We start from the raw sequence: 21008 nt of genomic DNA, 5'->3' as shown, positions 1-21008 counted from the left end.
CGAGAACACCATGTTTGATCAACAATTAGCAAAAACCCAATTTTGGCTTAGCAAAAGTCTCAATGAAATGAACCAGCAAGAATGGGAAGCCATTTGTGACGGATGCGGAAAGTGTTGCTTAAACACCTTTATTGACAGCGAAGACGAAGATGACTTTACCGCCACTGATCAGCTAAGAGAAGGTGAGCAACTTATATTTACCAATATTGTTTGCCAATACCTTAATAACGCAACCTGTGGTTGTAGTGAATACGAAAACCGCCAAACCTTAGTGCCTTCTTGCGTTAAGCTTACCAAAGAAAACCTCAAAGACATTTTCTTTATGCCGCAAAGCTGTAGCTATCGCCGACTTCACGAAGGACGTGGATTAGCAACGTGGCATCCGTTACTTAATAACGGCGAAAAAACTAAAATGCACGAGCTAAACATTTCTGTTAAAGATAAAACCGTAAAAGACTGTGACGTAAAGCTAGAAGATTTTGATTTGTATATAGCCGAGTGGCCAACCAAGGATTGCAACTAATGAGTAAATTACAAGCAAGTATTGGTTTAATTAATCCAAAAAGCCCGACCAACGTGGGGGGCGTATTACGCGCCGCAGGCTGTTATGACGCACAGCAGGTTTTTTTTACTGGCAACCGTTATTTAAACGCACAGAAATTTCATACCGATACTAAAAATGTAGTGCAACGTATTCCATTAACCGCCACTGATAATTTAGCATCAAGTAAACCTGAAGGTGCTAAAGTGGTGGTGATAGAGCTAATAGAAGGGGCGACTCCCTTGCCTGAGTTTACCCACCCTGAGAACGCATTTTATGTTTTCGGCCCAGAGGATGGTTCAGTGCCAAAAGACGTTTTAAAGTGGTGTGATGAAGTTGTTTATATTCCAACCATAGGCTGTATGAATTTAGCAGCAACCTGTAATGTTGTTCTTTATGACCGACTCGCCAAGCTTGGCGGTATTCAAAGTAGTGATGAAACCATTATCACTTCACGCGATACCAATAATAAAATGAAATGGCAAAAACAACCTTAAACATATTTGCTGTTTAAGGTTTATCCCTTGCTAAATGTAAAATAAAGTAACTAGTTAACTTAAAAAATAAGCAATTCGTATTTTTAAACACTATAAACGTAAAACTATGTAATTATATTAAAAAATTATAATTATAAGAGCTTATTATTTATGTTGTTCTTGCACCATGTGATTAGGTGTTACTTGGTTGTTACATTGATATATACTCAGTGTCTGCACCAGCAAACCTGCAAAATTAGATCCCCTCGTTGCTAATACTGGTCAACCATTATCTAGCGTGGCTCAATCAACCGATGTTATTTTCTATGATCTTAAGTTAGCCGTTTTTCTAGAAGAAAAGCAGATAGCCGACACAGGGAAAACAGTATTTCGGGTCATTAAAGAAACTCAGCAAATTGAACTAAAACTCGACAGTCGCTTTAGTATAAACACAGTAACAGTGGCTGATAAGAAAGCTGAATTTATCCATTCTCGTGGTGTGGTTACGATTAACTTATATGAGAAAAAGTACCCGGGAGAAGTGGTTGAAGTTGCTATTAACTTTCAGGCAAGCCACATATTGCGCTTAATCCTCCATGGAGTGGTGGTTTTGTATTTAGTGAAACAAACGATGGTAAACCTTGGATAGCGACAGCAGTACAAGGTGAGGGCTGTGATTTATTTTGGCCTTGTAAAGATCACTTTAGTGACAAAGCCGATAGTATGCGTATACGGGTAACGGTACCCACTGGATTGCATGTTGCCAGTAACGGGGTACTAAAAAATGTAACTGTATTACAAAACAAGACTACCGAGTTTGATTGGTTTTTATCTGAGCCTGCGAGTGATTACAACATTGCGCTGAATATTGGCCCATTTGAGCGCATTCAACAGCAATATACCAGTATAAATGGTACTGACATTCTTGTGGAATTTTGGGTGTTACCTGAAAATAGGCAAAAAGCCAGTAATTTGCTCAGCAACGATGTTTATCAACAAATGGCATTTTTTGAATCTGTGTTAGGTCCATTTCCATGGGGGCAACAAAAACTTGGCTTTTTAGAAACGCCTCATTTAGGCATGGAGCATCAAACGATAAATGCTTATGGCAAAGGGTATACTCGCGACCCTAGTAGTTATGATTGGCTTATTCAGCATGAATTAGCGCATGAGTGGTTTGGTAATTTAATGACTTATGAGCAATTGAATGATGCGTGGTTACATGAAGGTTTTGGCTTTTACATGCAACCGACTTACAGTTTATATACCTTTGGTGAGGCCGCTTATAACCATGCAATGTATAAAGCCTATTTAGGGATTAAAAACTGCCAACCTATTGTAAAAGAGGGTGAATTAAGCTCAAAAGAAGCCTTTAACTCAGATATTTATGGTAAAGGAGGCTGGACATTACACACTTTGCGTTGGTTAATTGGTGATGAGTTATTTTGGCAAGCAACACGCAGCAGTTTATTGATATTGTTAATCACATTACAAAAAAAGACTATAACTGGCTATTTGATGTGTATTTAAAACAAGCTGCATTGCCCACACTAACCATAGAACGTCAAAATAACGTGGCCAATTTATATTGGAGCAAAAGTGAAAAAGATGCGACACCTTTTAAAGTGCCAATACCCATTTCAATCAATGGCCAGCTTCAAGTTTATATACCAATTGAAGGAGTCATTACCATTAAAGCTAAACCTGTTGATCATATTATTGTTGATCCACAGATGAAAGTGCTTAGGCAATTACCGATCACAAGCCAGTGCCAACAAGATGAATAATTTAGATAAAGCGTTACTATGGGGATAAAATTTATCCCCATAGTGCTTTTAAACACTTATTTATCTAGCTCTGCTAGTCTAAAAATTAAACGCACTGTGGCAAAGTCATCCTTGAAAGAACTAGTTATTTATTATTATTTTTGTTCTTTAATTTCATTGAAATCATATTTGCTAAGACATTCAGTTAAAAATTTGTTAAAAAAGACACTGATAATAATGATTAATACTAAAGGTACTTATGTTTAGCTCGCTTAAATTCACCTCCAAAATCACCATTGCTGCATCATTAGTGTTAGTTTTAGTGTTAGGTGTTTTCACCATAAATAATTATTTTTCAATGCGGCATCAAACTCAAGAGCAGTTATCGCTGGTACTAGAGCAAAACTCTGAGTCTGTCTCTAAAAATATTGCAAGCTGGCTAAATAATAAATTAGCGATTGTGATCTCTATCGCAAAAACATACCAAGATGACGATGCCAAGTCTTTAACGCTTTCGCAATTAAATACCGCTGAGCTTGCGGGAGATTTTAAAAATACCTATATAGGTAAATCATCGGGGACATTTATTTTAAATGATCAAAGTGTTGTACTCCCCAGCGATTTTGATGCGACAAGTCGCCCTTGGTATAAATTAGTAGAAAATAAAACAACAACGGCTTTTACAACGCCTTATATTGATGTAACGACCAACGAACTGACAATTTCTGCCGTTGCCCCTATTAATAGTAATGGCCAATTTAAAGGGGTTGCGGGGGCAGATATTGATATGCAAACCATCGCTGACATTATTGGAGATATTGATTTTTTAGGACTCGGTTATGGTTTTTTACTTGATAATAAAGGGCAAATATTAAGTCATCCTGATAGTAAATTAAATTCAAAAACAGTCGCTGACTTAATTGGTAAAAATGCACCGTTAGCAAGAGAATTCACCGAGTATCAAGTAGCAGGTGAAACCTCGCTGGTATCCTTTACTAAAATTCGTGGTATTGAAAACGTTGATTGGTATCTAGGTGTAGTAGTCAATAAAGATAAAGCGTATTCAAGTGTTTCTTCGTTTGGGCAAAAGGCAATTGTATTTTTAATTATTGGTATTTTAGTAATTGTTGCGTCACTGGAATTTTTACTGCGTTATTTGATGCGCCCTATGTATCGTCTCAATGATGCCATTAGAGACATAGCGCAGGGTGAGGGCGATTTAACCTGTCGGTTAAGCGTTGAAAACGATGACGAATTTGGTCAATTGAGCAATTCGTTTAATATTTTTATAGAAAAAATCCAAAATTCAATAATTCAGGTTAAATCTTCAACGCAGTTACTGGAAACGGCAGTTGCTAATTTGGTTACGCAGACAGACTCAACATTAACTAAGTATGACGACCAAAGTGAGCGCACCAACAGTGTGGCGTCGGCAATTAATCAGTTTTCAGCTACCTCAACAGAAATTTCAACCAGTGCCAACAATGCCTCGACGCTTGCCAAAGATGCAGATCAATACTGTGCTAAGAATCAACAGACCCTCACAAACAACGTTTCAAGTATTCATCAACTGTCACAAAATATAGAGCAAGCGCAAGAAACCATAAATAGTTTAGACTTGCATACCGCTAATATAGGAAATGTACTGGCAGTAATAAAAGGGGTGAGTGAGCAAACCAATTTGCTGGCTTTAAATGCGGCGATAGAAGCGGCTCGTGCTGGTGAAGCGGGAAGAGGATTTGCGGTTGTTGCCGATGAAGTAAGGCAACTAGCAAAGCGTACTCAGCAATCAACCCAAGAAATAGAAAACACCGTCATTGAATTACAAAAAGGTTCAAGCTCTGCCGTTGAGCTTATGAAAACCAGTTTAGAAGAAAGTGAAAAAAGTGTTCAGCAAGCGGATGCGGTTGGCGAAGTAATGAAACAAATAATCAGCGCGATAAAGCAAATAACCGACGCCAATCATAGTGTCGCTAATGCTACGGATGAGCAAAATCAAGTGGTTAAGTCATTACATAGCGATATTCACGTTATCAGCGACTTATCGATTCAAGGCCAATCAAACCTAAATCTTACTTTGGAAGAGTGTACCAAACTTAAGCATCAATTTAGTGACTTAGAGCGCATGGTTAAAAAATTCAAAGTATGATCAGTAAAACAAAAATAAATAAGCCAAGCTGGCTCAATTTAATCAATATTGACAGCGTTTATAGCTTTGATAAACAACGCCAAGTATTTTCGTTATTTACCATGATAGCGATTGCCTTGGTGTTAATTACCTATTTAGTAATTGCCAATCATCACGTGTATGCACCAATCCTTACTATTGCGTTAATTGTGGTTAACGTAACGATTGTAGGGTGTATTATTTATTTTATGAAAACAAAGCAGATTGATGCAATCGCCCTCATCACTTTAGTGATTGTATTTGTGATGTGCTTAGCTTTGGTATACACCGGCGGTAAAGAAAACACTGCTTTATATTGGCTAATGTTTTATCCCGTTGCTGCATTTGCCATACTGGGTGTGAAGTTTGGCGCCTGGTTAAGCAGTGCCATGTTATTGAGCTGTATTGTTATGTTGTATGGCCCTGATATGGGGCAAGTTATTTATGGCGCGGTAGAAAAGACCCGTTTTGTTGCTGCATTTTCGCTGGTGTTAGTGTTTTCGTTTATAGGTGAATATTTTCGTCACCGCAGTCATTTAGCAATTGCTGATATCACCTTAGAGCAAAAACAGCATGCTCATACCGATCAGCTTACCGGGGCGCCTAATCGTCGCTTTATTACCTCACATTTTTTAAAGCTAGCAGCTTCAAGGCCAGAACATTATTTGCCGCTGTCTATTTTACTCATTGATTTAGATAAGTTTAAACAATTAAACGACAGCTACGGGCATGATTTTGGTGATACGGTTTTAATTGAATTTACTAAGTTATTAGAGTCTCAGTTTCCTGCAACAGCGCTTAAAGCACGTTATGGCGGCGAAGAGTTTGTGGTTATTTTACCGCAACAAACAACCCTTGAGGCCAGCATTTTGGCCAACCGTTTTAGAGAATGTGTGCAAAACCATGTGATGCTAACCGACAAACATCAGCGAGTATCATTAACGTGTAGTATGGGTATTGCTCAGGCTAACAGTGTAGATGATTATAATAATGCGTTAAAGCAAGCGGATCAGTATTTATACAGCGCTAAGGCGCAAGGTAGAAATAAGGTGGTATCTGTACATGATCAACACGCCTCAGAGTAAATTAATATATGTACACGACCCTATGTGTAGCTGGTGCTGGGGTTATGCACCGACTTGGCATGCGCTTGAGGCTGCCTTAGCAAACAAACTTCCCATTGAGTACAGAGTGGGTGGTTTAGCTGCAGATACTGACTTGCCAATGAGTCAGGATATGCAGTTGCAACTACAAGCCATATGGCAAAAAATTAGCAGCCAGTTAGGCACAGAGTTTAATTTTGATTTTTGGCGAGACTGCCAACCTCGCCGTTCTACCTATCCCTCTTGCAGGGCCGCTTTAATTGCTCGCAGCTTCAACAAAGAACCACAGATGATAGCGGCAATACAGCAGGCATATTATTTACAGGCACAAAACCCATCGGATGAAGCGGTTTTAATTAAACTAAGCGAAAAAATTGGTTTAGACGCCCGTTTATTTGCACAGTTACTTCACTCTAATGAGCTTAAGCGTCGCTTTGATGATGAGCTTAATTATGTTCGCAGTTTACCTATTCAAGGTTTTCCGTCGTTAGTATTAATACATAACAATCGCGCTTACCCTATTGCTATTAACTACACAGATTGGCGACAAACCCTGATTGAAATACAATCTTACTTGTAAACTTAATCCCACTATTTTCATCCCTGAATTGTAAAATAGGCCAATAAGGCTAATTTATTACCGTTGTCATAAAAGCGACTTTTTTACGCAACACGCTTGTCATTTTTAATCTATACACTTTCGCTCATTGAAACTATCTCGCTTTAAATTGTTTTTTATAAACGAGCTAAAGCGATTAATAAACACTAGCAAATCCGCTAATTAACGAGCAAAGGTGTATACGATGAAAGGCGTTAAACCATTAATTTTAGCTGGTATTGTAGCCGCAAGTGCAGCAGTCCACGCCAATGATTTAAACACGGTAATTGATAAAAGCAGCGAAATTAATAATTTAGCTGCGCAATCACAAACAAAAATAGACAAGATTGCAGATTCAATGCAAGGGCGTTTACAGCAATTTAAAACCCTAAATAAAGAAATAGATGGCCTAGCCGTTTATAACGCACAGCTTACCAAACAGTTAAATAATCAAATAGAAGAGATGGAGTCGATTAATTTATCGATGGATCAAGTATCGATAATTGAACGCCAAATAACCCCTTTAATGCTTCGTATGATCACCGGGCTTGAACAGTTTGTTGCCTTAGATGTGCCGTTTTTAAAGCAAGAGCGTAAGCAGCGCCTTGAATCATTAAATGCAATGATGGAACGCGCTGATATTTCATCAAGTGAAAAATTTCGTCGTGTTTTAGAGGCTTATCAAGTTGAGGTTGACTACGGACGCACTATTGAAGCGTATACCGCATTGCTTGATGTGGATAATAAAGAACGCGAAGTCGACTTTCTGCGCATTGGACGTTTAGAGCTAATTTACCTTACCCGCGACGGTAAACAAGCAGGTAGTTGGGATCAAAAATCACAGTCTTTTGTTGCACTGCCTGATTCAACCATTAGCCAAATTAATAAAGGGCTTCGCATTGCTCGCAAACAACTAGCCCCAGATATGTTAACACTGCCAATTCATGCTGCAGAATAAGAGGTTTACCATGAAATTATTAACAAAAATGACAAAAATGGCCGTGTTTGCAGCCAGCTTAGGTTTTTCAGGTGCGATGTGTGCCGCTGAACCAATGAACTTAGATGCCTTATTAAAAACGTTAGAGCAGGGTAAATCAGCGCAATCAGAACAAAATAAACAACGCGAACAAGAATTTTCAGCACGTCAAAATGAACAAGTGCAAATGCTTAAAAACACCCAAGCTAAACGAAACCAAATGCTTAGCGAGTCAGAGCGTTTAGAAACGCAGTTTGAAGAAAACGAAATTAAATTGGCTAACCTGACCGATACTTTATCAAAGCGTATGGGTTCATTAAAAGAGCTATTTGGTGTGCTACAACAAGTTGCTGGAGATTCTAGTAATAAGTTTGCAACCTCGGTGGTATCGGCTCAGTTACCTGGGCGTAGTACTTTTATGGACGAATTGGCGCAAAAAATGGGTTCTACCTCAAAGCTTGCGTCTATTGAAGATATCGAAAAGGTTTGGTTTGAGCTACAACGCGAAATGACCGAACAAGGAAAAGTAAGCCGCTTCAATACTGATGTAATTGTTGACGGTGGCAATAAAGTACAAAAAGAAGTGGTACGTGTGGGTGCATTTAACCTTATTAGTGACGGTCAGTACCTAGAGTATACGCCTTCTACCAATACTATTAGCCAGCTTACTCGCCAACCAAGTAGCCGCTTTACTGCGACTGCGGCTGATTTGCAGCAAGCAAACACCGGTGTGGTGCCGTTTGCGCTTGACCCAACTGGTGGTTCAATTTTAGGTTTGTTAGTACAAGCCCCTGATACCAGCGAGCAAGTTCATCAAGGTGGTGCAGTTGGTTACGTTATTTTAGGCGTTGGCTTATTAGCGTTATTAATTGCGTTAGAGCGTTTTGTATCGCTCCTGCTGATGGGTGGAAAAATCCGTCGTCAATTAAAAGACGATACAGCCCGTGATGATAACCCGCTAGGGCGCGTCATGAAAGTGAAAGATCAATACCCTAATGTGGCGTACGACACGCTTGAACTTAAGTTAAGCGAAGCCATTTTACGCGAAATGCCAAAAATCACCCGTAATTTAACGCTTATTAAAATTATCTCTGTGGTAGCGCCATTGCTGGGCTTACTCGGTACGGTAACTGGGATGATCAATACCTTCCAAGCAATTACTTTATTCGGCACTGGCGACCCTAAACTAATGGCAGGCGGTATTTCGCAAGCCCTGGTTACTACGGTATTAGGCCTTGTTGTTGCCATTCCAACGGTGTTTTTATACACCTTATTGAATACTCGCTCAAAAGGCTTACTGCTTATTTTACAAGAACAAAGTGCAGGTATTATTGCCGAGCGAAGCGAGAAAGGAGCTTAAACCATGGTGCTATTGATTGATTCAATCAATGCTATCCGTGATTTTCTCGACACGGGTGGCCAAGTGCTCTTGGTCATTGCCGTGTTAATTTTCGCGATGTGGTTATTGATACTCGAGCGATTTATGTACTTTTTTAATGGCTATCGTTACTACAAAAAAGACGTTAAAAATACGTGGAAAACTCGTAGTGAACGCAACAGCTGGAATGCAGAGCAAATACGCCAGGCCATGGTGTCACGCGCCAGTATGCGATTAAACGCAAACTTACCACTGATTAATGTGATGGTGGCGCTGTGTCCACTATTAGGTTTACTCGGCACAGTTACAGGGATGATAGAAGTCTTCGATGTAATGGCTATTACAGGTACAGGCAGCGCACGCTCTATGGCGTCGGGTGTGTCAAAAGCAACCATACCCACTATGGCAGGTATGGTCGGTGCGTTATCTGGGGTGTTTGCCTCAACCTATTTACAGCGTAAAGCAAAGCGTGAAGTTGAATTGTTGCAAGACACTATGGTGTTGGACCACTAAATAATTATTGAAAAGCGGTGAACATAATCACCGCTTATTCTAGGAGAAGTAAAATGAGAGCCCCATTAGGTAATTTATTCCAAGAAGATGAAGCAGAAGAAATAAACATGACTCCTATGCTGGATGTTGTATTTATTATGCTTATTTTCTTTATTGTTACAGCCTCGTTTGTAAAAGAAGCCGGTATTGATGTAAACCGCCCTGAAGCGGCAACTGCTGTAAAAAAAGAACGCGCTAACATATTAGTGGCTATTTCAGATCAAGGCGAAATTTGGATCAATAAACGTCAAATTGATGTACGTGCTGTACAAGCTAACATTGAACGCTTAAAAGCTGAAAATCCACAAGGCAGTGTGGTTATTCAGGCCGATAAAAAAGCCACTACAGAAACCTTGATAAAAGTGATGGATGCCTCGCGTGCAGCGGGTGTATTTGATGTTTCAATAGCGGCTCAAGAAGGGTAACGAGTGATGCGTTATGTACTTGCGTTAATTATAGCGGGTGTGGTGACCTTTATGCTGTTTTTAGGTATGCAGGCATTGATCACCGGTGGCGAGGGCGCCATGACGGAGCCTGCAAAAGGGAATGTGTTGGATTTTGTCCGTTTGAAAAAAGAAGAAACGGTACAAAAAAAGGAGCGTAAACCACAAAAGCCACCAACACCTAAAGAGCCACCACCGCCAATGGAATCGCCACAAATGCAAAGTAGCGATAACAACGCTGCTAGCAACAACTTTGATTTTGCTGCCAATGTTGATGCTGATGTAAATCTAGCGGGTGGATTAGCGTTAGAAACCAGTGACGGTGAGTATTTACCCATAGTAAAAGTGGCACCGGTATACCCAAGACGTGCGTTATCGCGTGGTATTGAAGGCTATGTCATTGTTGAATTTACAGTGACCAAGCAAGGCACAGTGAAAGAGCCACAAGTTATTAAAGCCGAGCCAGAGTCATTGTTTGACAGAGCAGCGATGGATGCAGCCCTTAAATTTAAATATAAACCGCGCGTGGTTAATGGTGAAGCCGTTGAAGTAGCCGGTGTGCAAAATAAAATTTCTTTCCAAATTAATGGTTAATTCTGTTAAGTAAGCAAAGAGTGAACGTGAGGCAATTATGAAATTAAAACTAACAACCAAGCTATTAAAGCTGAGTATATTGTGCACTGTTGCAATCAGTGCCAGTGTTGTTACACCAAGTGCATTAAGTGTACTTCCGGGTGTAAATTTGGCGACAGTACAGGCCGCTGAACAGCAAAAAACAACACGAGTACCCGCACTGCGTGAAAAAGTATACAGCCAATTAGCTCGCGCCCAAAAACTTGCGGATGATGGCGACAGTAAAGCGGGCTTGGCTGCGCTTGACAGCATACAAGCGCGCTCATCAAGTATGAATTCTTATGAAATTGCGATGATGCATAACTTTTATGGGTTTATTTATTACAATGAAAACGACCTTGTAAAAGCGATTGCTTCATTTGAAAAAGTGATTGGCGAAGATGGCATTCCAGAAACGCTTCGTTTGAGCACGACATTTAGCCTTGCTCAGCTTGCTATGGCTAACAGTGACTATAAAAAGGTGATTGCATTTTTAGATAAATGGGATGCCATTAATACTAAGCCTAAAACCGACGCCTATTATTTATTAAGAGCGCAAACCTACTATCAATTAAAAGACTATGAGCAAGGCCTGAGTTACATTACCCAAGCCATTAACTTAAGTGATAGCGAAGGCAAAGTACCAAAAGAAAACTGGCTGGTACTGCAACGTGCTATGTATTACTCACTTAACCAAACGGATAAAGTAGTCAGCGTACTTGAGCGTATGGTAAAGCTATACAACAAACCTGAGTACTGGGTGCAATTAGCCGGTATGTACGGTGAAACTGGGCAAGAAAAACAGCAGCTTAGTGTTTTAGAAGCGGCTTACCAGCAAGGATTTTTAACCTCTAAATCTGACCTAAGACAGCTTGCACAGGTATATTTATATAATCAGCTTGCTTATAAAGCAGCCAGTGTAATGAGTAAGGCAATAGAGCAGGGCATTGCTGAACCAACAGCTAAAAATTATGCCTTTGTAGCCGAGGCCATGGTACAAGCTAAAGAAGATGCTAAGTCGATTAGTTACTTTACCAAAGCTGCAGAGCGCTCAGAGCATGGTAAATACGATCAGCGCTTGGCTGAAGTGTATGTAAATACAGAGCAGTATGACGAAGCTGCCGATGCAGCGCGAATGGCACTGGATAAAGGCGGCCTTGATTTTGAATCAAATGCGTTTGTTGCTTTGGGAATGGCACAATACAATTTACAAAATTTTGATGCGTCTATTCTTGCGTTTGAACAAGCTGAAAAGCACAAAAAATCGCAACGTTTAGCCCAGCAATGGATCAAATATGTAAAACGCGAAAAAGTGCATGCGCAAACATTAAAAACAGCACTGCTTTAATTTTTATAGTGTGATTATTAGCTCTTAATTGACGCACTAAAAACCATTTCATAATTGCACTACTCAAACCACACTAACATTCGGTTAGTGTGGTTTTTTACTTGCCTTTTAAAAGCAACCAATTGATTTTTAATTAATTAACATTGTCATTTTATGTTTATTAAAGTGTAACTTCATTGTCATATCACTCCCGTATTGTACTTCGTATTCGATAACTCAAGTGACCTTAATGCATGAGTATCGTGCCTTAAAGTGACTTAAGTTATTACTTAAAGCGCTAACACAATAATTAAATACTTTTACGGAGTGAACAATGAAATTATCTGGCTTATTCAAAATCAGCTTAGTGGCTACAGCAATAACACTGGCTGGTTGTGGTGGTGGAGATATTAACGTTACACCTACAACAGTTGATAATAGTGTAGACAATTCAGTGACTAACCCTGGTGGTGATAATGGTGGCGATACAATAAGTTGCGCCACATACACATTAGATGGAGCTACATTTACAGGTGAAGCAGAAGGCGTAAACTGTTTATACAGCCAAGCATTTGCAAGTAATGCAAAAGAAATTACTAGCTCTTTTGTTATCCCTGCGCTAGACGATGGCGGTGCCCATGTATTTGAAGGTGCTTTATTTATAGGTGACGATGTAGACACATCTACAGGCGCTACTATTGATGTTAATGGCCCAACATTGTCTATTGAAGCAGGCGCTACCATTGCGTTTACCAAGCCTGAGAGTTTTATTCGTATTGCACGCGGTGCAAATATTGAAGCAATTGGTGAAGTAGATAAGCCAATTATTTTCACAAGTATTAAAGAGGTTGATGGTGATGATTCAACAACCGCTCAAATTGGGGATTGGGGTGGTGTTCAGGTAAATGGACGTGGCCATTCTATTCGTTGTACAGCGACTGCTGCGGCACAAGACATGTGTAATCACTCAGCTGAAGGTATTGTTTCGTATTATGGTGGTAATGACCCGCAAGATAGTAGCGGTATATTAAAGCATATTGTTATTAAGTATGCAGGATTTGGCGTTGAAGGTGATGAGCTAAATGGTTTAACACTAAATGCTGTTGGATCAGGCACAACAATTGATTATGTTCATGTACATAATGGTTTTGATGATGGTATAGAGCTCTTTGGTGGTAGCGTTAATCTTAAACATATTGTTGTTACTGATACTGGTGATGACGGTATTGACTGGGATGAGGGTTGGAAAGGTTACGGACAGTACATTCTTGTACGTTCAAATGAATATGGAAATCATGGATTTGAAACAGATGGCGCAAAAGTAGATCCATTATCTGCAGACGCACAAGATTTAGTAACGACTGTTTCTAACCCAACTATTGCTAATGCAACCGTTGTTACTACTGGTGATCAAGGTGCTGAAGGGCGTCGTACTGGTGCCGGTATGGAAATGAAAGAATGGGGTAAAGCGCAATTAGCTAATATGTTGTTTGTAAACTCATCATCTGTAGATGGTGCTGGCTGTTTTGATTTATATAATGAAAAAGATAAATCAGGAGATGCTGGTGTGCATGCCAATGCAAACAACGGTGATATCGCATTTATGAGTTCAATATTTGCGTGTGGCAAGAATTTTGAAGACGTAAATACTCATTTAACTGGCGCATTAGCAAGCTTTGATATAAATACCTGGTTTACTGGTGGCGAAAATAACCAGCTGATTGGTTTTGCTGATTTTGCAAATGTACTTGGTGCTGATGGTGTTTCAACAGCAGCAACTATTACTGATTCACAAGGTACTGCGGTATCTACAACGGCTAAAGACATGAGTGAAGTTGACTCTTTCTTTACGAACGCAGGCTACATTGGTGCACTTAAAGAAGGTGAATCAAGTGAGTGGGCTGATTTTGTAGCCGCATCTTTACAACGCGCTAGTAATTAATCTAGACCGGCTCTAATTATAAGGCGCTCTTGCGCCTTTTTTAAGGGAATTTTAGGTTTAGAGGATATAAATATGAAACATCAAAAGCAGTTTAAAACTAATCTAATAACGTTATCTCTGCTCTCCCTTTTTTCTTCATTTAATTCTTTTGCTGAACAGGCACAAGAAATAATAAATGAAGAAGCGATAGAAGAAGTTGTTGCAACAGGTACGCGCCTTAAAGGCAGTGCTAGTGCCGTAATTGATGAACGTAAAAACCAGGCATTTGTCGCTGATATAATGGGTTCAGAGCAAATATCTAGAACAGGTGATAGCGATGCCGCTTCAGCACTTCGTCGTGTTACAGGCTTATCATTAGTTAACGATAAGTTTATTTATGTACGCGGGTTAGGCGAGCGTTACTCAAGCGTGCGTTTAAATGGCGCAGTTGTTCCAAGCCCAGATCTGACCCGAAATGTAATTCCACTTGATATCTTCCCATCAAGTATTATTGAATCTTTAGCTGTTCAAAAAGCCTATTCGCCTAATATGCCTGCGGCTTTTGGTGGTGGTGACGTTAATATCAGGACGAAAAGCATTCCAAGTGATACTTTATTTAAAGTTGAGATTGGTGCTAGCTATAAAGATACAAACGATGAAGGCTATACATACAATGGCGGCAGTGATGACTGGTTAGGTAAAGATGATGGTACACGCGCATTACCTGGAGCCGTTAAAACGGCGCTAAATACCTATATCAATGGCTTGTCTGATATCTCATATAGAAATATAAGAGACGTCGAGTCAAGACGTCAGGGGGCGGATATTGGTCAAGCAGCTGCAATAGACTTAAATAAAAGTTTATCAAAAGCACTACCAAGAGATTTTGGCTTAGAAAAAGAAAGCTTAAACCCTGATGCAGGCATTAAAGCTGTGTATGGTGACCGATTTGATAACTTATTTGGCTTAGATGGCTCTTTTGGTTTCTTAGCGTCAGTTGCTTATGAAAATGAGTGGTCTAATGCAGAGAAGTTTAGCGCTGTACTTTCTTCTGTTGACGCATCTGAATCTGAATGTTCAAAAGATAACTTTACTTGTTACTCTGCTACAGAGAAAGAAGTATCAACCAAGCATAATATAAAATTAAATAGCTCTGTAAATTTAGGTTATAAAATTGGCGGCCATGATTTAACAGCCACCTATATGATGCTACGAGATACTGAAGATGAAGCTGCTGTTGCGCTTTACCAAGAGCCTTCAAAGTCATTAAGCATTGATGCTGGGCAATTACAGCGAAGCCACTTAACCTCTTTTGAGGAACGGGAACTTGAAATACTTCAACTTCGTGGAATGCATAATTTAGAGTGGAGTTTTCTTGAGGGTGTTGGTGTAGATTGGCAGTATACTGATTCAACAGCGACGACGAGTATACCTGGCGAGCTTGAAGTAACGGTGCGTGATGAGTACGCCGATGGCGAATATCAACGTACTTTTTATAATGGTAGTTTAGGTGGTAACCCTTACTTGTATCGATTTGTTGAGCTAGAAGACGATGTAGAAAACTGGGGCGTAAATGTTAACAAAGTTTTTTACTTTGATAACGCCGAAGTTGAAATTGCGGGCGGCGGCTATTTTGTTGAAAAAACGCGTGATTACCGTACAGACTTTTTCAACTATCGCTTTAGCCAATCACAGTCTTTAGATTTAGCACAAAGTGAAGAAGAGGCGCTGTCAATTGGTAGTTTCTTTGCAAATGATGCAGTGATCGATTCAACGGATGTCGAGTTATTGTTTCAAGAACCGACAGCCGATGATTACTTAGCAGCGCAAATGATTGATGCTTATTATGGCTCTTTTGATATTACTTTTGCTCAAGATTGGCGTTTAAGTGGTGGTGTGCGTTACGAGGACTTCCGCCAAGTTGCTCTTGCTTTTTCTCGCTCAGCATTTGATCCTGCTTTATTGGCAGATAAATTAAGTGCAGATGCGATAAAACAAGCAAGTGTGATGGAAGATGAGTATTTTACTTCATTATCTATGACTTATAGTCAGCAGTCGTACCAAGTTCGTTTTGGTTATGGCAGCACGGTTGTACGCCCTGATTTGCGAGAGCTAAGCCCTGTTCAATTCCAAGATCCGCTAACCGGTTATCGAACGCTTGGTAACCCATTCTTAGAATCTAGCTATTTAGATAACTTTGATGCACGTATCGAGTTTTATATGGACAATGGTGATAACTACTCAGTTGGCGCATTCTATAAAGATATTGATAACCCAATCGAAGCACTATTAACAGAAAGTGACGGCCGTTTTACTCTTCAGTTTGACAATGCAGATACAGCCTATGTTTACGGTATTGAGGCTGAATGGTTAACGGAGTTGCACAGTGATTTATTAGGAGGTGCTTTTTTTACTTCTGGTAATTTAACGGTTAGTGATTCAGAAGTTGAAATTGCAGAAGAACAGCGCGCCGACCTTACGAATCTAAAGCGACGTATGACTGGCCACTCAAAGTATGTTGCCAACTTACAATTGAATTACGATTCGCATGATGGCATGCACCAAGCTTCAGTTATTTATAATGTATTTGGTGACCGTATTTTAGCTGCAGGTGTTAATAATTTTGATGATGCTTACGAACAACCTTTAAACTCGTTAGACATGGTTTATAGTTACTACCCAACGTTTAATACCACGTTAACACTTAAAGTGAAAAATATGTTGGGACAAAACTTTAAAGTAGAACAAAATGATGTGTTAATTCGTTCTCAAGAAACGCCTAGAGAACTGAGCGTCAGCTTTAGCTACGAGTTTTAAGTAAAAGCCCAAGGATAGGATTTATAACAACGCCTAACTACTTATTAGCCCTGTATTTTGTACAGGGCTTTTTTATGTGTATGAAAAATATTTGAGTTACAGTTTATTGACTAGTTTTAGTGTGCTGGTGGTGTTAGCTTAAGGCTGTAAAAATTAAATCTCACGCAATGAATTTTTAATTTTTAATGTATAGGCTCCTTTTATGAATCAAACAGTGGAACAAACAATGAAAAAAGTAGGATTAGTCGGTTGGCGCGGCATGGTAGGCTCGGTGTTACTCGAGCGAATGGAACAACAACATGATTTTGCACATATCGACACCACCTTTTTCACCACCTCACAAGCAGGTCAGCTTGGCCCTGAGTTAGCGGGTGCAGCTAAACCGCTTTTAGATGCCAGCGATATTTCTGAGCTTGCAAAAATGGACATTATTGTTACCTGTCAGGGTGGCGATTATACCAATGCGGTGTATCCAAAATTACGTGAATCAGGTTGGGATGGCTATTGGATAGATGCAGCCTCTGCACTGCGTATGAGTGACGACAGTATTATCGTACTTGACCCCGTTAACAAAGATGTCATTGAACAAGGGCTAGAGCAAGGCGTTAAAACCTTTGTAGGTGGTAACTGCACAGTTTCACTTATGCTACTAGCGCTGGGTGGTTTATTTGAGCAAGACCTAATCGAATGGGTAAGCCCAATGACCTACCAAGCAGCATCGGGCGCCGGTGCACGCAATATGAAAGAACTCATAGCTCAAATGGGGGCTATTCATGCAAGTGTTTCACAGCAACTAGATAACCCAAGTTCAGCTATTTTAGAAATTGATAAAATAGTCAGCGAAAAAATGGCATCAAGCGATTTGCCACAAGACCAGTTTGGTGTGCCACTGGCGGGTAGCTTAATCCCATGGATTGATGTGCCTATGCCAAACGGTCAATCAAAAGAAGAGTGGAAAGCGCAAGTTGAAGCCAACAAAATCTTAGGCTCATCTAAACAACCTGTGCCTATTGATGGTTTATGTGTACGCATTGGTGCAATGCGTTGTCATAGCCAAGCGATGACCATTAAATTACGTGAAGACATTAGCGTAGAAAAAATAGAAGAAATTTTAGCCTCGCACAATGAGTGGGTTAAAGTTATTCCTAATCAGCGTGATATTACCAGTACCGACTTAACTCCAGTTAAAGTAACCGGTACGCTGAGTATTCCTGTTGGCCGTATTCGTAAACTCGCTATGGGGCCAAAATACATTAGCGCCTTTACCGTGGGCGATCAGCTTTTATGGGGTGCAGCGGAGCCACTTCGCCGGATGTTACGAATTATTGTAGACGGTGAGTAATTTTCTAGCCCATCAAGTTAAAGGGTTAGCTAATTGCTAACCTTTTTATTGCCTCTTCGAAACATTCTCATATTATTTCTTGCTCAACCCCTTTAGCCACACTATATTCCTAAGAGTGTTTTTAGAGGTTAACTTCATGAATATATCAAAAAATTAAAGCTCTCCTTTGCATCTGCAATTGCCTTGCGGTTATTAATTATAGCTGCTTTAGTTATTTCCCAAACACAGCTTGATAAATTGCGCACTATGTCATCTATGGTATTTAAAGACATGGAACGCAGTATAGAAACCACTAATAAAACTGTCGAGCTTGCGCATTCGGCGCAGCAACAATTTAGTGAGATCATGGCATCTATCGTTCATATTAGCGATTTAAATACGCAAATAGCCACTGCTGCTGAAGAGCAACAACATGTAGCTGAAGATATAAACCGCAATGTTACTGAAATTAAAAATGCGGCTGATGAGGTGAGTGATATTGCCGTGAGCACCAGTGAAAACGGCAACGAAATGAATCGCCTTTCGTCAATTTTAACGGGATTGGTGGGTAAATTTAAAGTGTAAGGGCAAGCAAATGCATGCCCTTTTTATCCCTGCTACCTATTTTTAAGTAGCTCTTTTAATTCTGCTAGTTGTGCTTTTAATTCGTTTACTTGGCCTTGGGTGGCAGGGAGTGAGTCTATATCGGCTTGCTCTTCTCGTGCATTGCGATGCTCTTCACTCATCACTTCTAAAATAGCGCCAACCATCATATTTAAAAACACAAATGCAGTTAAAAAGATAAAGGTTAGGTAAAAAATCCAACTTAATTTGTACACGGCCATGGTTTCGTACATGACGTCAGTCCAATCTTCAAAGGTGGCTATTCTAAACAGGGTGAGCATAGAAATAGACACATCGCCCCAAAGTACCGGATTTATATCAGCAAACAACATACTGCCAGTGGCGGCATAAATATAAAATATAACGAACATGAGTAGTGCTATGTAGCCCATTTGAGGTATTGCTTTTATTAGCGAATTTACTAATAAGCGCAGTTCTGGGATCATTGAGACTAATCGTAACACGCGGAAAATACGCAGCAGTCGAGCAATAAAAATAGTAGAGCCTGCCGCGGGGTATAAACTTCCGATCACGATAATGAAGTCAAAAATGTTCCAACCTTTGGAAAAAAAGTTCTTGATACCTTTGCTGGCAATATAGCGAATAATCAGTTCAATTAAGAAAAACACCGTTATGCCTATATCCATCCAATGTAGAACGAGTTCGGCGGTTGGGTGCAATGAATAAGTATGTGCGCCCACGGTCAATGCAGAAACAACAATAACTGCAATAACAAATGATTGAAATAGTTTACTTTTATCGATACGCTGGAACAGCTCTTGTAACTGCGACAACATCATAACGTGCCCTTAACGGTTATAAATACAAAACCAGTGCAATATACAGCAAAAATAACGAAAATCAGTAGTTTTCCCGTTAAAATAGTAGGAATTTTGAATGTTAAATAATAAGTTAAAATATATATTTTCGTTATCCGCATTATTGGTGTTAGCGGGATGTAGCAGCGATAGCCGCTACCATGAAATTCAATCAGCGCGGTTGGGTGAATGCAGCTACATGGCAGATAAGGAATACCATGAGTGTGTTAAACAGCAGCAAGACAGTTACAAAGAATTTAAAGAACAACAAGCTCGCGAGCAGCAATAAACGATGACCAAAACCCAAAAGCAGCTAGATAAACGTATTCGTCAGCAATTAACGCTCGCTTGTGAGCAAATAAAAGATACTGTGCAGGACTTTAGCTTTCTTACCCATTCAGCAGACTTAAACAATTTACCTTCTAAGTTTAAAGTAAGTTGTTATTTTATTGATGATATTGCACTAGAGCAGGCTAAACAAAAAAATCAGTTTGATTACATTGAGCAGCTTATTTGTAATGCGTTAGCCAGCTTGAACATACACATTAAAGCCAATGCCATTTCATTTTCTAAGCAGCCATAATGTGTACGATGGGTTTTGTTTATTCTTCACATTAGCTTGAATTAGGCATTTATAGAGCCTTTAAAAGCTTTAATATGGAGTGATTTTATTAAGCAGGCTATAATCCCCAAAAATAGCAAAAGAGATTATATATGGCTGTTCCAATACGTTCACAAATAACACCCGGCACTGAGGTTAATATTGTGCTTAAACAAGATCAACGCAGTGGTACTTTAACCAATGGTATAGTGTCGCGTTTATTAACTAAGTCACCTAATCATCCGCACGGTATTAAAGTACAGTTAGAAGATGGTCAAGTAGGTCGGGTAAAAGAGATCATTGCATGAGCGATTTAACCTTAACTGATTTTTGGCGATTGGTAACGGTAAATGACAGAACCGCAGAGCCTGAGTCTGTATGCCAATCCCTTAAGGCTGCATTGAGTGATTTATCCGACGAGCAGCTAATTGAATTTGATAAACAGTTTAGTATTTGTATGCGCCAAAGTTATACTTGGGATTTATTTGGTGCGGCGTTTGTAATGGCTGGTTGTAATGATGAATATGGTTTTTCTGAATTTCGTTGTTGGCTCATTTCTCGGGGGGAAGCGGCATTTAAAGCCGCACTAGAAAACCCAGATAGTCTAGCTCAGTGCACACCACTTTATTTTTTAAACGAGCAACCTTACCCGTACTTAGATGAGTATGACCTAATTGCAGGTTTGTTATATGAAGAACGTAATGACGATGAGTTACCGTTTATCCCATCAGGGCTTGAGCAACCTAAAGGTAAGCGCTTTAAAGACAAACCTAAGTTTTTAAAACAAAATTACCCACAATTATTTGCTAAGTATTGGCAGTAATCGCCCACTTTTGACTATGAATGCATTACTTTGGGTTAGGGGTAATGCATTTTACGTTGCTTAGATTTTGATCCAGCTTGCGCTATTATTCACATCCTCTTATTTCACTAACTGAACTGTTTTAAAATGTAATCGTATTTGCTG

23 protein-coding genes are annotated in these 21008 nt (G+C 39.7%); 22 read left to right on the top strand and 1 reads right to left on the bottom strand.

What is annotated here, in order from left to right; translation table 11 throughout:
• Nucleotides 1-10: 10 nt before the first annotated feature.
• From CWC30_RS03715 to CWC30_RS19030, 18 genes are all read left to right on the top strand, one after another.
• Nucleotides 11-523, top strand: a complete 513-nt coding sequence (locus CWC30_RS03715; protein ID WP_138626459.1) for a YcgN family cysteine cluster protein — start codon at nt 11-13, stop codon at nt 521-523.
• On the top strand, nt 523-1038 hold the full coding sequence (locus tag CWC30_RS03710) for an RNA methyltransferase (protein WP_064663205.1): 516 nt from the start codon (nt 523-525) through the stop codon (nt 1036-1038). Before CWC30_RS03715 ends, CWC30_RS03710 begins: the two co-directional genes overlap by 1 nt.
• Nucleotides 1039-1315: 277 nt before the next feature.
• A complete protein-coding gene (locus CWC30_RS18640) occupies nt 1316-1666 on the top strand; it encodes a hypothetical protein (protein WP_249929822.1) in 351 nt (116 codons plus the stop codon).
• A 74-nt stretch (nt 1667-1740) separates the two neighbouring features.
• Nucleotides 1741-2547 carry a M1 family aminopeptidase gene (locus tag CWC30_RS18635; RefSeq protein ID WP_248532306.1) on the top strand — a complete coding sequence of 269 codons (807 nt, stop codon included), beginning with the start codon at nt 1741-1743 and terminating at the stop codon, nt 2545-2547.
• The gene (locus tag CWC30_RS18630) at nt 2538-2804 is read left to right on the top strand and encodes a hypothetical protein (protein ID WP_249929821.1); all 267 of its coding nucleotides are present in this window, start codon (nt 2538-2540) and stop codon (nt 2802-2804) included. The genes CWC30_RS18635 and CWC30_RS18630 overlap by 10 nt, the downstream gene beginning before the upstream one ends.
• Before the next feature lie 238 nt (nt 2805-3042).
• Nucleotides 3043-4932: a methyl-accepting chemotaxis protein gene (locus CWC30_RS03700; protein ID WP_138626458.1), complete on the top strand. Its 1890-nt coding sequence runs from the start codon at nt 3043-3045 to the stop codon at nt 4930-4932.
• Nucleotides 4929-6035 carry a GGDEF domain-containing protein gene (locus CWC30_RS03695; RefSeq protein ID WP_013463324.1) on the top strand — a complete coding sequence of 369 codons (1107 nt, stop codon included), beginning with the start codon at nt 4929-4931 and terminating at the stop codon, nt 6033-6035. The genes CWC30_RS03700 and CWC30_RS03695 overlap by 4 nt, the downstream gene beginning before the upstream one ends.
• Nucleotides 6013-6633, top strand: a complete 621-nt coding sequence (locus CWC30_RS03690; RefSeq protein WP_128583728.1) for a DsbA family protein — start codon at nt 6013-6015, stop codon at nt 6631-6633. Before CWC30_RS03695 ends, CWC30_RS03690 begins: the two co-directional genes overlap by 23 nt.
• A 223-nt stretch (nt 6634-6856) precedes the next feature.
• Complete coding sequence (locus CWC30_RS03685) at nt 6857-7609, top strand: DUF3450 domain-containing protein (protein ID WP_138626457.1); 753 nt, start codon at nt 6857-6859, stop codon at nt 7607-7609.
• Between the two features lie 10 nt (nt 7610-7619).
• Nucleotides 7620-8987, top strand: a complete 1368-nt coding sequence (locus CWC30_RS03680) for a MotA/TolQ/ExbB proton channel family protein (protein WP_138626456.1) — start codon at nt 7620-7622, stop codon at nt 8985-8987.
• Between the two features lie 3 nt (nt 8988-8990).
• Entirely contained in the window at nt 8991-9518 is a 528-nt protein-coding gene (locus CWC30_RS03675; protein WP_036984024.1) for a MotA/TolQ/ExbB proton channel family protein, read from the top strand.
• A 53-nt stretch (nt 9519-9571) separates the two neighbouring features.
• A complete protein-coding gene (locus CWC30_RS03670; RefSeq protein ID WP_008111500.1) occupies nt 9572-9982 on the top strand; it encodes an ExbD/TolR family protein in 411 nt (136 codons plus the stop codon).
• Nucleotides 9983-9988: 6 nt separating this feature from the next.
• Nucleotides 9989-10594, top strand: a complete 606-nt coding sequence (locus tag CWC30_RS03665) for an energy transducer TonB (RefSeq protein ID WP_008111498.1) — start codon at nt 9989-9991, stop codon at nt 10592-10594.
• Nucleotides 10595-10631: 37 nt separating this feature from the next.
• Nucleotides 10632-11960 carry a tetratricopeptide repeat protein gene (locus CWC30_RS03660; RefSeq protein ID WP_138626455.1) on the top strand — a complete coding sequence of 443 codons (1329 nt, stop codon included), beginning with the start codon at nt 10632-10634 and terminating at the stop codon, nt 11958-11960.
• 313 nt (nt 11961-12273) lie between these two features.
• A complete protein-coding gene (locus CWC30_RS03655) occupies nt 12274-13881 on the top strand; it encodes a beta-helix domain-containing protein (RefSeq protein WP_138626454.1) in 1608 nt (535 codons plus the stop codon).
• Nucleotides 13882-13953: 72 nt separating this feature from the next.
• Nucleotides 13954-16677: a TonB-dependent receptor domain-containing protein gene (locus tag CWC30_RS03650; protein WP_138626453.1), complete on the top strand. Its 2724-nt coding sequence runs from the start codon at nt 13954-13956 to the stop codon at nt 16675-16677.
• A gap of 202 nt (nt 16678-16879) precedes the next feature.
• On the top strand, nt 16880-18019 hold the full coding sequence (gene asd, locus CWC30_RS03645) for an aspartate-semialdehyde dehydrogenase (RefSeq protein ID WP_069439748.1): 1140 nt from the start codon (nt 16880-16882) through the stop codon (nt 18017-18019).
• A gap of 183 nt (nt 18020-18202) precedes the next feature.
• Nucleotides 18203-18583 (top strand): methyl-accepting chemotaxis protein, encoded by a 381-nt coding sequence (locus tag CWC30_RS19030; protein ID WP_283956805.1) that lies wholly within the window; start codon nt 18203-18205, stop codon nt 18581-18583.
• A 32-nt stretch (nt 18584-18615) separates the two neighbouring features.
• Here CWC30_RS19030 and CWC30_RS03635 read toward each other — a convergent pair whose 3' ends face one another.
• On the bottom strand, nt 18616-19419 hold the full coding sequence (locus CWC30_RS03635) for an ion transporter (RefSeq protein WP_171034682.1): 804 nt from the start codon (nt 19417-19419) through the stop codon (nt 18616-18618).
• Nucleotides 19420-19519: 100 nt separating this feature from the next.
• Here CWC30_RS03635 and CWC30_RS03630 point away from each other — a divergent pair, with 100 nt between their 5' ends.
• From CWC30_RS03630 to CWC30_RS03615, 4 genes are all read left to right on the top strand, one after another.
• Entirely contained in the window at nt 19520-19729 is a 210-nt protein-coding gene (locus CWC30_RS03630; protein ID WP_036984032.1) for a hypothetical protein, read from the top strand.
• Nucleotides 19730-19732: 3 nt separating this feature from the next.
• On the top strand, nt 19733-20023 hold the full coding sequence (locus tag CWC30_RS03625; RefSeq protein WP_069439751.1) for a hypothetical protein: 291 nt from the start codon (nt 19733-19735) through the stop codon (nt 20021-20023).
• Between the two features lie 131 nt (nt 20024-20154).
• Complete coding sequence (locus CWC30_RS03620) at nt 20155-20349, top strand: YwbE family protein (RefSeq protein WP_138626452.1); 195 nt, start codon at nt 20155-20157, stop codon at nt 20347-20349.
• Nucleotides 20346-20864: a DUF4240 domain-containing protein gene (locus CWC30_RS03615; protein ID WP_138626451.1), complete on the top strand. Its 519-nt coding sequence runs from the start codon at nt 20346-20348 to the stop codon at nt 20862-20864. The genes CWC30_RS03620 and CWC30_RS03615 overlap by 4 nt, the downstream gene beginning before the upstream one ends.
• Nucleotides 20865-21008: the final 144 nt, after the last annotated feature.

This window comes from Pseudoalteromonas sp. S4741 (assembly GCF_005886135.1).
In the GTDB taxonomy this organism is placed as follows: Bacteria; Pseudomonadota; Gammaproteobacteria; order Enterobacterales; family Alteromonadaceae; genus Pseudoalteromonas; species Pseudoalteromonas tetraodonis.
This window is presented reverse-complemented; position numbering and strand designations above follow the sequence as displayed.